Raw genomic sequence first — 11,135 nt, 5'->3', positions numbered from 1 at the left:
GGTCGCTGCGACGCGGCCGCGGACTCGTGCCGGTCAGTGGGCTCCGGTGCCGGTCAGCGACCTGACCTCCAGTTCGGCGTACTTGCCGGAGTCGGGGGTCTCCTTGGACAGCAGGGTGCCGAGGACACCGAGCAGGAAACCGACCGGGATCGAGATGATGCCCGGGTTCTCCAGCGGGAACCAGTGGAAGTCGACGTCCGGGAACATCGACGTGGGCTTGCCCGAGACGACCGGCGAGAACAGCACCAGGCCGACCGCCGTGACGAGACCGCCGTAGATCGACCACAGCGCTCCGGAGGTGGTGAACCGCTTCCAGAAGAGGCTGTAGAGGATGGTCGGCAGGTTGGCGGAGGCGGCGACCGCGAAGGCGAGGGCGACCAGGCCGGCCACGTTCAGGTCGCGGGCGAGGGCGCCGAGCACGATGGAGACGGCGCCGATCCCGACGGTCGCCCAGCGGGCCGCGCCGAGTTCCTGCTTCTCGGTGGCGGTGCCCTTCTTGATGACGTTGGCGTAGATGTCGTGGGCGAAGGACGAGGAGGAGGCCAGCGTCAGGCCCGCGACGACCGCGAGGATCGTGGCGAAGGCGACCGCCGAGATGGTCGCCAGCAGGATCGCGCCCCAGTTGGAGTCGACGCCGCCGAGATGGAGCGCCAGCAGCGGGGCGGCGGTGTTGCCCGCCTTGTTGGAGGCGATGATCTCGTCGGGCTTGATGAGCGCGGCGGCGCCGAAGCCGAGGGCGAGGGTCATCAGATAGAAGGCGCCGATCAGGCCGATCGCCCAGATCACGGACTTACGGGCGGCCTTGGCGGTGGGGACCGTGTAGAAGCGGATCAGGATGTGCGGCAGGCCGGCGGTGCCGAGGACCAGGGCGATGCCGAGCGAGATGAAGTCGAGCTTGGTGGTGCCCGTGGCGCCGTACTTCAGTCCGGGCTCCAGGAAGGCGGAGCCCTTGCCGCTGTTGTCGGCGGCCGAGCCGAGCAGGTCCGAGACGTTGAAGTCGAACTTGAGCAGGACCAGGAAGGTCAGCAGCAGGGCGCCCGCGATGAGCAGGACCGCCTTGACCATCTGGACCCAGGTGGTGCCCTTCATGCCGCCGATGGTGACGTACACGATCATCAGGAGGCCGACCAGGGCGACGATGCCGATCTTGCCGCCGTCGCTGGTGATGCCGAGCAGCAGCGAGACCAGGACGCCGGCGCCGGCCATCTGCGCCAGCAGGTAGAAGATCGACACGACGATGGTGGAGGTGCCGGCCGCCGTGCGGACCGGGCGCTGGCGCATGCGGTACGCCAGGACGTCGCCCATCGTGTAGCGGCCGGAGTTGCGCAGCGGTTCGGCCACCAGGAGCAGGGCGACCAGCCAGGCGACCAGGAAGCCGATGGAGTACAGGAAGCCGTCGTAGCCGAAGAGGGCGATCGCACCGGCGATGCCGAGGAAGGACGCGGCGGACATGTAGTCGCCGGAGACGGCGAGTCCGTTCTGGAAGGCGGTGAACTGGCGGCCGCCGGCGTAGAAGTCGGCGGCGTCCTTGGTCTGGCGGCCCGCCCAGACGGTGATGACGAGGGTCGCGGCGACGAAGACCGCGAACAGGGTGATGATCAGCGGCCGGTGCTCGCTCGCCTCGCCCGCGGCGAGGTGTACGTGGGTGATCGCGGGGCTCATGCGCCGCCCTCCATCCGGGACTTGATGGCGTCGGCCTTGGGGTCGAGTCGGTCGGCGGCGTGCCGCGCGGTCCACCAGGCGATGAGGAAGGTGGTGAGGAACTGGGCGAGGCCCAGCACCAGGGCCACGTTGACGTTGCCGAACAGCTTGGTGCCCATGAAGTCGCCCGCGTAGTTCGACAGCAGGACGAACAGCAGGTACCAGGCGATGAAGGCGACGGTCAGCGGGAAGGCGAACGAGCGGTAGGAGCGGCGCAGCTCACCGAACTCTGCGCTCTCCTGCACCGCGACGAACTCCTCTGTGGAGGGCAGCCGGTGTTCGGTTTTCGAAGGGGGCGGTGCGTCCGTGGCCACGGAGTCTCCTCGCGTTGCGGGTGCGTTGACGTCGGTGAACGGCAGGTAGGGGCGGGCGGTCGCCCTCCTGCGTCCTGTTCGAGGTCACGGCGCCCGGCCGGACACGGTTCAACCCGGTGGGCTTATTTCCCAAGTCGTCCACGAAAGTCATTGCTGGCCACGGAGTCCGGAAGATAGCTTCGCCCTGCACCACCCGTCATGTACCTGCCCGAGCACGACCTGTGTCTCGGGCCGGTTTTGTTTCCGGATGATGTGGAGATCCCATGGCTCATCTGCGCTCAAGTCGTCGGCTCGCCCTTGCCGTGCCGGTCGTGCTGTCCCTGACCGCGTCGCTCGGCTTCCTGCCCGCGGCGGCCTCGGCGGCGCCGCGCACCCAGTCCGCGGCCCAGGCGGCCGACGCGGGGACCTTCGCGTACGTCGTCAACACCAAGGTGGACCACCGTACGGTCGCGTCGGTCGAGAAGGCGGTCGTCGCGGCCGGCGGCACCGTCGTCGTGACGTACGAAAAGATCGGCGTGATCGTCGCCCACTCCTCGAACCCGGGCTTCGCCGCGCAGATCCGTAAGGTGCGCGGGGTGCAGTCGGCGGGCGCGACGCGTACCTCGCCGGTCACCGCGGAGGGCACGACGGACGAGGGGGCGGTCCAGTACCTGTCCAAGGCGGAGGCCGCGAAGGTGGCCGCGAGCAGCACGGCCGCGGGCCAGGAGCCCCTTGAGGCCGACCAGTGGGACCTGCGCGCGATAGGCGCCGACAAGGCCGCCACGATCAACCCGGGCAGCCGGAAGGTGACCGTCGCCGTCATCGACACCGGCGTGGACGACACCCACCCCGACATCGCCCCGAACTTCTCCGCCTCGCAGTCCGCGAACTGTGTGAGCGGCAAGCCGGACACGACGTACGGCGCCTGGCGGCCGGTCGACGCCGACCACTACCACGGCACCCATGTGGCGGGCGAGATAGCCGCGGCGCGCAACGGCATCGGGGTCGCGGGCGTCGCCCCCGGGGTGAAGGTCGCGAGCATCACGGTGGCCCAGCCGGACGCGAACAGCCTGTTCTTCCCGGAGAGCGTGGTGTGCGCGTTCGTCTTCGCCGCCGACCACGGCGTGGAGATCACCAACAACAGTTATTACATTGACCCTTGGCTGTACAACTGCACGGACGACCCGGACCAGAAGGCCATCGTCGACGCGGTCAACAGGGCGCAGCTCTACGCCCGTTCGAAGGGCACGCTGAGTGTGGCCTCGGCGGGCAACTCCAATGACGACCTCGACTCGAACGCCCTGGTCGACGACTCCAGCCCGGACGACTCGACCGCCGTGACCCGGACGGTCGACCCGCACAAGTGCTTCGACATCCCGACCCAGTTGCCGGGTGTCGTCACCGTGAGCGCGACGGGCGTCAAGGGCGCGAAGTCGTACTACTCCAGCTACGGCGACGGTGTCGTCGACGTGGCCGGCCCGGGCGGCGACAAGTTCCAGATCCCGGACACGCCGTCGGCGAACGGCCGCATCCTGTCGACGCTGCCCAACAACCAGTACGGGTTCCTCCAGGGCACCTCGATGGCCTCCCCGCACGTGGCCGCGGTGGCCGCGCTGCTGAAGTCCACCCACCCGAACGCGACGCCGTCGATGCTCCAGGCGCTGCTCAAGGCGCAGGCGGACAACCCCGGTTGCCCGACCGCGCCGTACGACGGTGACGGCGACGGGGTCGTGGACGCGACCTGCGTGGGCGGCAAGCGCGTCAACGGCTTCTACGGCTTCGGCATCGTCAACGCGCTGCGCGCGGTGAAGTAGCCCGCAGCGCCGGACGGACGGCGGAGGGGCCGGGCGGACGCATCCGCCCGGCCCGTCCGTCGTCCTGGCGCCGTATCCCGATCCATATATTGATCCAATACATACTGCATAGTGCAGTCATGACTGGAATCAAGTACGCATGGACCGCGCTGGGCGGTGATCCCGCCCTCCTCGTGCACGGCTCGACCGTCGTACGGCACGGAGCCCTCGCGGCCCGGCTTCCGGTACGGGAGCTGGCACGGCTGTGCGTGGGCACCTGCGCGCTGGCCGCCGCCGAACTCGGGGCGCGGCGGGCCGGGCTGCCGGAGGTGCCCGGGGTCCAGGTGGACGACGGGGCCGTGGCGACCGCGTTCGTCAGCGAGCGGCACCTGCTGGTCGACGGGCGGGCTCCGGTCGCCTTCGCGCCGCTGTCGCGGCTGTGGCGCACCGCCGACGGCTGGGTGCGCACCCACGCCAACTACCCGCACCACCGGGCGCGGTTGCTGGGTGCGCTGGGGCTCGGGGACGACGCGACCGTGGACGACGTGGCCGGCCGGCTGGCCGGGCGGCCGGCCCTGGCGGTGGAGGAGGCGGTGTACGCCGCGGGCGGCCTCGCCGTCGCCCTGCGCACCGCGCGGGAGTGGGCCGGACATCCGCAGGCGGCCGCGCTCGCCCAACGGCCGCTGGTGGAGCGGGCACGGCTCGACTCCGCGCCCGTGCGCGCGCTCGCCCCGGTCGACGGCGGTCCGCTGCGGCCCGCCGCCGGGCTGCGCGTCCTGGACCTCACCCGGGTGATCGCCGGTCCGGTCGCCACCCGCACCCTGGCCCTGCTGGGCGCCGACGTGCTGCGCGTCGACTCCCCGCGGCTGCCCGAACTCCCCGACGCGCACGCCGACACGGGCTTCGGGAAGCGGTCGGCGGTCCTGGACCTGACGACCGACCGGCGCGCCTTCGAGGAGTTGCTCGCGGCGGCCGACGTGGTGGTCACCGGGTACCGGCCGGGCGCCCTGGACCGGTTCGGGCTCTCCCCCGAGGCGCTGGCCGAGCGCAGGCCGGGGGTGGTCGTGGCGCAGCTGTCGGCGTGGGGCGCGTACGGGCCGTGGGGCCACCGGCGCGGCTTCGACAGCCTGGTGCAGGTGGCCACCGGAATCGCGGCCTGCGAGGGGTCGCCGGAGCGGCCCGGCGCGCTGCCGGCCCAGGCGCTCGACCATGGCACGGGCTATCTGCTCGCCGCGGGGGTGCTGCGGGCGCTGACCGAGCAGTCGTACGACGGCGGCAGCCGGTTCGTCGGGCTGGCGCTGGCGCGGACGGCGGCCTGGCTCACGGAGATCACGCCGGGAGTGCCCGGCGCCGTACCGTACGAGGGGCCGGAGCCGTGGCTGGCCGGGACCGACAGCGGGATCGGGCGGCTGCGGTACGCGCTGCCGCCGGTGTCCTTCCGGGGCGGGCCGGCCGACTGGGCACGGCCGCCGGGCCCGTGGGGCGCGGACGAGGCACGCTGGCAGTGAGCGGGGCCGGGACCTCGTGGCCGCCGTCGCGCCGGGGCCGGTGGTCGCGGTGCCGGGGCTGCTGACGGTCCGCCGGAGGCGGCCGTCAGGGCCGGGATCCGTCGAAGGCGGCGAGGAGCCGGTCCGTGGTGACGATGGCCTGGGCGAAGGTGGGGCCGTTGAGTTCGTGGGCGGCGTGCATCATCTCGGGGCCGAGGGCCGCGGTGGCGTCACGGACCAGCGTCACGTGGTAGCCGAGCTCCATGGCGAACCGAGCGGTGGCCTCGACGCAGGTGTTGGCCAGCACGCCGACCAGCACCACATGGGTGATCCCGTGCTGCTTGAGCTGCATGTCCAGGTCCGTGTTGGCGAACCCGCTCGACCCCCAGTGTTCTTGGACGACGACCTCGTCCGCCCGCGGCCGCAGGTCGGGGTGGAACTCCCCGCCCCAGGAGCCCCTGGCGAAGTGGTGGTGCTGCTGGATCTTCCGCTGCGAGGGGGTCGGATGGTCCCACGTCTCGTAGTCGCCCGGCTCCCAGCGGCGATGCGGCACGAACACCACGCGCACCCCGCCGGCACGGGCCGAGGCGATCACCACGCGCAGATGGTCCAGCAGACCGACCTCGTCGGCCACGGGCTCCAGCCGCGGCCAGACCTTGCCGCCCTCCGAGAGGAAGTCGTTGTAGGGGTCGATCAGCAGCACCGCCGTGCGGCGCGGATCGTAGGTCTCGGTCATGGTCCCAGTGTGGCCGCGCGCCGCCCGGCCCGCGCGGACACCGGCCGGGCCGGCGGGCGCGCAGGACGGACGACGCGGCGGCCGTCCGTCCTCGCTCGCACCCGCCGGCCGCGGCGGGGGCGGGCTCAGCCGCTGGTGACGAGGACCTTGAGGGCGGTGCGCTCGTCCATCGCCCGGTAGCCGTCGGGGACGCCCTCGATGCCGACGGTCATGTCGAAGACGGGCGACGGGTCGATCGTGCCGTCGAGGACGTCGGGCAGCAGGTCGGGGATGTAGGTGCGGACCGGTGCGACGCCGCCGCGCAGGGCGATGTTCCGGTCGAACATGACACCGAGGTCGAGTCCGGTGCCGCTGCCGTGGGGCACGCCCACGAAGCCGATGGCACCGCCGTCCCGGGTGACCTCCACGGCCGTCCGCATCGACTGCTCGGTGCCGACCGCCTCGACCACGCAGTGCGCGCCCTGACCGCGGGTGAGCTCGCGGACCGCCGCGACGGCCGCCTCCCCGCGCTCGGCGACGACGTCGGTGGCGCCGAAGCGGCGCGCGATGTCGGTACGGACCTCGTGCCGGCCGAGGGCGATGATCCGCTCCGCGCCGAGCCGCTTGGCGGCCAGCACCGCGCACAGGCCGACGGCCCCGTCGCCGACGACGGCGACCGTGGCGCCCGGGCGGGCCCCCGCGCCGAGGGCGGCGTGGTGGCCGGTGCCGAGCACGTCGGAGAGGGTGAGCAGGGCGGTCAGCAGCCGGTCGTCGGAGGCCGCCTCCTTGGGCAGCTGGACGAGCGTGCCGTCGGCGAAGGGGACGCGCACGGCCTCGCCCTGGCCGCCGTCGTGCCCGACGGCGCCCCAGAACCCGCCGTGCTCGCAGGACGTCGTCAGGCCCTCCCGGCAGTAGTCGCAGACGCCGTCGGACCACATGAAGGGGGCGACGACGAGGTCGCCGCGCCGGAAGCCGGTCACCTCGCCGCCGGTCTCCTCGACCACGCCGAGGAACTCGTGCCCGATCCGCTGCCCGGGCTGCCGGGCCGCGGTGCCGCGGTAGGCCCACAGGTCGCTGCCGCAGATGCAGGCGCGCAGCACCCGGACCACGGCGTCGGTGGGCAGCTGCACCACCGGCTCGGGCACGTCCTCCACCCGCATGTCGAAGGGGGCGTGGATGGTGGTGGCGCGCATGTCGAGGATCCTTCTCGTGCGGGTACGTGCGATGCGCTCAGGGGGTGGTCGAGCGCACTTCACCGTACGTCGCCGCGGGCACCTCGCGCTCACCGAGGGTGCCCTGGACCAGCAGGAACTGCGCGGCGGCATAGGTCAGCATCACCCAGAAGCCGGGATTCGGCAGCTGCGGCCAGTCGGCGAGAGAGGTCGCGATGAGAGTGTCGGAGGCCATGAACAGCGCGCCGCCGATCCCCGCGACCAGCCCGAACCGGCCGGCCGCCGCACAGGCCATGGCGGTGAGCAGGGCGCTGTAGGCGGCGACCGGGACGCGCAGGCCCGCGGGCAGGTCCGGCCACAGCAGCGCCACGAGGATGAGCAGGACCACGGCGTAGCCGGGCACGAGCAGTCCGGCACGCACGCGTGCGGAGCCCGCCGTACGGAACAGGGCGAGGTAGCAGACGTGCCCGGCGGCGAAGGCGGCCATCCCGGCGAGGAAGGCGGGGTCGGCGTCGGACAGCAGCAGGACGTCCCCGGCCCAGCCGCACAGGAGGGCGGCGACCAGCAGACGGGGCGCGCCGCGCAGCACCGCGCAGGCGGCGAGGAGCGGCATCAGCAGCGCCTTGGCGACCGTGTGCCCGGCGTCCGCGCCGGTCAGTACGCAGACCAGGTCGGCCGCGACGGCCAGACCGAAGGCGGCGAGCAGGAGGCGGGCGGCTCTCATGCGGCGCCGGCCTCCTCTACGGGGGCGCCGACGACCGGGGCGCCGACGGCCGGCGCCGGCTGCCAGCCCGGTCCCCGGAACACCCGGCCGGCGCGCTCGCGCCAACTGCGCGCCACCCTCAGGTCCCTGGCGATGGCGACGTACTCGTGGGTGGCGACCCTGAGCGGGTTGTAGGTGGCGATGTTCTTCGTCAGCCCGTACACCGGCCGCTCGGTCTCCGGCGCGAACGATCCGAACAGCCGGTCCCAGACGATCAGGATCCCGCCGAAGTTGCGGTCGAGGTAGCCGCCCTGGGAGGCGTGGTGCACCCGGTGGTGGGACGGCGTGTTGAACACGAACTCGTAGGGCCGGGGCATCCGGTCGATCCGCTCGGTGTGGATCCAGAACTGGTAGACGAGGTTGACGGAGGAGCAGAACGCGAGCGCGGCCGGGTGCACACCGGCGGCCACCAGGGGGAGGTAGAACGGCCAGGAGGTCAGCGAGGTCCACGGCTGGCGCAGGGCGGTGGTGAGGTTGAACTTCCTGCTGGAGTGGTGGACGACATGACAGGCCCACAGAAGGCGGATGACGTGGTGGCCGCGGTGGGACCAGTAGTAGAAGAAGTCCTGGGCGAGCAGCATCAGCGGGATCGTCCACCACAGGACGGGCACCCGCAGCGGGGTCACCGCGTAGACCGCCGCGTAGAGGCCGACGATCGGGATCTTCCAGAAGAAGTCGAAGACGAGGCTTCCGAGTCCCATGCCGACGCTCGTCGCGGCGTCCTTGGCCGCGTATCCGGCCGCGTCCTCGTCGGGATGGAGGCGGACGCTGATCATCTCGATCACGGCGAGCAGCACGAAGGCGGGTATCGACCACATCACGACGTCGGGCAGGTTCGGCATGGACGCACCGTAGAACCGCTGGTCGCCGGGAACTAGATGCTGTTAACCACAAGTATTACCGGAGGTACGCGCTTGCTTCTTGGTGATCTCCGCCAACGGGCTGCCCGCCGTCACGCCCCCGCCACCCCCAGCAGCGTCCCGACCGCGTAGGTGACCGCCATGGCCACCGCCCCGCCCACCACGTTGCGCAGCACCGCCCGCCCCGGGGCCGCCGCCCCGAGCCGGGCGCTGGCCCAGCCGGTCAGGACGAGGGCGGCCAGCACGGACACCACGGTGACGGGCACCCGCCAGTGCGCCGGGGGCAGGACGATGGCCAGCAGCGGCAGCAGCGCGCCCACCGTGAACGCCGCGAAGCTCGCCCAGGCCGCGTGCCAGGGGTCGGCGAGGGCGTCGGGGTCGATGCCGAGCTCCACGCGCGCGTGGGCCTTCAACGCGTCGCGTTCCGTCAGCTGCTGGGCCGCCTCCCGCGCCACCTCCCGGGACAGCCCGCGCTCCTGGAGCAGCCCGGTGAGCTCGTCCAGTTCGGCCTCGGGCGCCTCCTTCAGCTCCCGTTTCTCCGTGGCCAGCGCCGCCTTCTCGGAGTCCCGTTGGGTCGACACCGACACGTACTCCCCCGCCGCCATCGACAGCGACCCGGCGAGCAGTCCGGCCAGACCCGCCGTCAGCAGCGCCGGGCGCGCCTGGGTGGCGCCGGCCACGCCGACGACGAGCCCGGCGGTGGAGACGATGCCGTCGTTGGCGCCGAGGACCGCGGCGCGCAGCCAGTTGAGCCGGGAGCCCAGCGCGCCGCCGTGGGCTTCGTCGTGCGTCGGTTGCGTCACACCGCGAGGATCCCATCCGCGGTCCCGGCGGACCGTACCGACGCTCGGCCGGACCGACGCTCGGCCGGACCGGCGCGGCCGGGGGTGCGCCGCGCCCGGGGCGCAACCGGTCGCCCCCGGGCGGTGCGCCGCGCTGTCGGCGGGGGCCCGTATCCTCATTGACCATGCTCGAAGACCGCACGACCGCAGCGTCGTTCCCCCCGTCGTGGCCGGCCGCGTATCCGCAGGGATACGCGGTCGTCGACGTGGAGACCACGGGCCTGGCCCGGGACGACCGGATAATCTCCGCGGCCGTGTACCGGCTGGACGCGCGCGGCGAGGTCGAGGACCACTGGTACACGCTGGTCAATCCGGAGCGCGACCCGGGCCCGGTCTGGATCCACGGCCTGACGAGCGACGTGCTCGAAGGGGCGCCGCTGTTCCCGGAGATCGCCGAGGAGTTCGCCGCGCGGCTGGCGGGCCGGGTGCTGGTCGCGCACAACGCCGTCTTCGACTGGCAGATGATCGCCCGCGAGTACGCGCGCGCCGAGCGCGAGGCGCCGGTGCGGCAGCGGCTGTGCACCATCGCGCTCTCCAAGGAGCTGGGCCTGCCGCTGCCCAACCACAAGCTGGCGACGCTGGCGGCCCACTTCGGCGTCGTACAGCAGCGGGCGCACCACGCGCTGGACGACGCGCGCGTGCTGGCGGAGGCGTTCCGGCCCAGCCTGCGGGCCGCGGCGGCGGGCGGTGTGCGGCTGCCGCTGCACGAGTGCCTGCCGCTGACCGAGTGGCAGGACCGGCCCGCGCCCCGGATCGGCCGGCAGGCGGGCAGCGGGAGCGGTGGCTACGGCGGCTACGGGCAGAGCAGTTGGCGTCCCTCCCGGAAACGGCCCGCCTGCCCCTATCCCAACCCGGGACGTTACGAGGACGGCAAACCGCTCAAGCAGGGCATGCGGGTCGCCTTCTCGGGCGACACCTCGACCGACCGCGAGCTGCTGGAGGACCGCGCGACCGACGCCGGGCTGCACGTGGCCACCAGCCTGTCCCGGCTGACCAGCCTGCTGGTGACGAACGACCCCGACTCGGGCACGTCGAAGGTGCTCAAGGCGCGCCAGTTCGGCACCCCGGTCGTCGACGAGGCGGCCTTCGGACAGTTGCTGCGTGATGTGGAGCCCGCCGGGGAGTGACCCGTACGGACGGGTGATTGCCGCACGACTCGCCCGCCGTCCGCTCGCCCGCCGGGCGGTGACGGCCCACCCTGTGGCCCATGGCGAGATGCGAAGTTTGCGGCAACGACTACGGCATGAGTTTTGAAGTGCACGCGCAGGGCGCGGTCCACGTCTTCGACTGCTTCTCCTGTGCGATCCATCGCATGGCCCCCATCTGCGAGCACTGCCGGGTGCAGATCATCGGCCAGGGCGTCGAGGTCGAGGGCCACTGGTACTGCGGCGGTCACTGCGCCCGCGCCGAGGGGAGGGTGGGGATCGTCGACAAGGTGTGAGCGCGCGGCACGTGACCGCAAGGTGTGAGCGCACGGTACGTGGTTTCCGGCCCGCTACGGGACCCTCC

General features: G+C 72.5%; 11 protein-coding genes. 4 read left to right on the top strand and 7 right to left on the bottom strand.

All coding sequences use genetic code 11. From position 1 onward, the window contains the following. Nucleotides 1-33: 33 nt before the first annotated feature. Nucleotides 34-1,662, bottom strand: coding sequence for a monocarboxylic acid transporter (locus tag ABT085_RS37110; protein WP_351618483.1), 1,629 nt, complete (start codon nucleotides 1,660-1,662; stop codon nucleotides 34-36). Further along, entirely contained in the window at nucleotides 1,659-2,015 is a 357-nt protein-coding gene (locus tag ABT085_RS37105; RefSeq protein WP_351618481.1) for a DUF485 domain-containing protein, read from the bottom strand. Before ABT085_RS37105 ends, ABT085_RS37110 begins: the two co-directional genes overlap by 4 nt. A 263-nt stretch (nucleotides 2,016-2,278) precedes the next feature. Between ABT085_RS37105 and ABT085_RS37100 the strand changes: the two genes are divergently transcribed. Both ABT085_RS37100 and ABT085_RS37095 read left to right on the top strand, forming a co-directional pair. Next, nucleotides 2,279-3,808 carry a S8 family peptidase gene (locus tag ABT085_RS37100; protein WP_351618479.1) on the top strand — a complete coding sequence of 510 codons (1,530 nt, stop codon included), beginning with the start codon at nucleotides 2,279-2,281 and terminating at the stop codon, nucleotides 3,806-3,808. Nucleotides 3,809-3,927: 119 nt separating this feature from the next. Then, nucleotides 3,928-5,295 (top strand): CoA transferase, encoded by a 1,368-nt coding sequence (locus ABT085_RS37095; protein ID WP_351618476.1) that lies wholly within the window; start codon nucleotides 3,928-3,930, stop codon nucleotides 5,293-5,295. An 85-nt stretch (nucleotides 5,296-5,380) separates the two neighbouring features. Here the strand turns inward: ABT085_RS37095 and ABT085_RS37090 are convergent, their stop codons facing one another. From ABT085_RS37090 to ABT085_RS37070, 5 genes are all read right to left on the bottom strand, one after another. Further along, nucleotides 5,381-6,010 carry a cysteine hydrolase family protein gene (locus ABT085_RS37090; RefSeq protein ID WP_351618474.1) on the bottom strand — a complete coding sequence of 210 codons (630 nt, stop codon included), beginning with the start codon at nucleotides 6,008-6,010 and terminating at the stop codon, nucleotides 5,381-5,383. Between the two features lie 125 nt (nucleotides 6,011-6,135). Continuing rightward, nucleotides 6,136-7,182: a zinc-dependent alcohol dehydrogenase family protein gene (locus ABT085_RS37085; RefSeq protein ID WP_351618471.1), complete on the bottom strand. Its 1,047-nt coding sequence runs from the start codon at nucleotides 7,180-7,182 to the stop codon at nucleotides 6,136-6,138. A gap of 37 nt (nucleotides 7,183-7,219) precedes the next feature. Beyond that, the gene (locus ABT085_RS37080) at nucleotides 7,220-7,885 is read right to left on the bottom strand and encodes a lysoplasmalogenase (protein ID WP_351618469.1); all 666 of its coding nucleotides are present in this window, start codon (nucleotides 7,883-7,885) and stop codon (nucleotides 7,220-7,222) included. Further along, entirely contained in the window at nucleotides 7,882-8,766 is an 885-nt protein-coding gene (locus ABT085_RS37075; RefSeq protein ID WP_351618466.1) for a sterol desaturase family protein, read from the bottom strand. The genes ABT085_RS37080 and ABT085_RS37075 overlap by 4 nt, the downstream gene beginning before the upstream one ends. Nucleotides 8,767-8,876: 110 nt before the next feature. Beyond that, nucleotides 8,877-9,587 carry a VIT1/CCC1 transporter family protein gene (locus ABT085_RS37070; protein ID WP_351618464.1) on the bottom strand — a complete coding sequence of 237 codons (711 nt, stop codon included), beginning with the start codon at nucleotides 9,585-9,587 and terminating at the stop codon, nucleotides 8,877-8,879. Between the two features lie 164 nt (nucleotides 9,588-9,751). Here ABT085_RS37070 and ABT085_RS37065 point away from each other — a divergent pair, with 164 nt between their 5' ends. Next, nucleotides 9,752-10,753, top strand: coding sequence for a DEDDh family exonuclease (locus ABT085_RS37065; protein WP_351618461.1), 1,002 nt, complete (start codon nucleotides 9,752-9,754; stop codon nucleotides 10,751-10,753). A gap of 80 nt (nucleotides 10,754-10,833) precedes the next feature. Beyond that, nucleotides 10,834-11,067, top strand: a complete 234-nt coding sequence (locus tag ABT085_RS37060) for a metallothionein (protein WP_152894276.1) — start codon at nucleotides 10,834-10,836, stop codon at nucleotides 11,065-11,067. The last annotated feature ends 68 nt before the right edge of the window (nucleotides 11,068-11,135 follow it).

Origin of the sequence: Streptomyces sp. NPDC002265 (assembly GCF_040296125.1) — a bacterium.
Lineage (GTDB): Bacteria > Actinomycetota > Actinomycetes > Streptomycetales > Streptomycetaceae > Streptomyces.
Note: the sequence above shows the minus strand (reverse complement) of the source record. Positions and strands in the feature narration are given on the sequence as shown.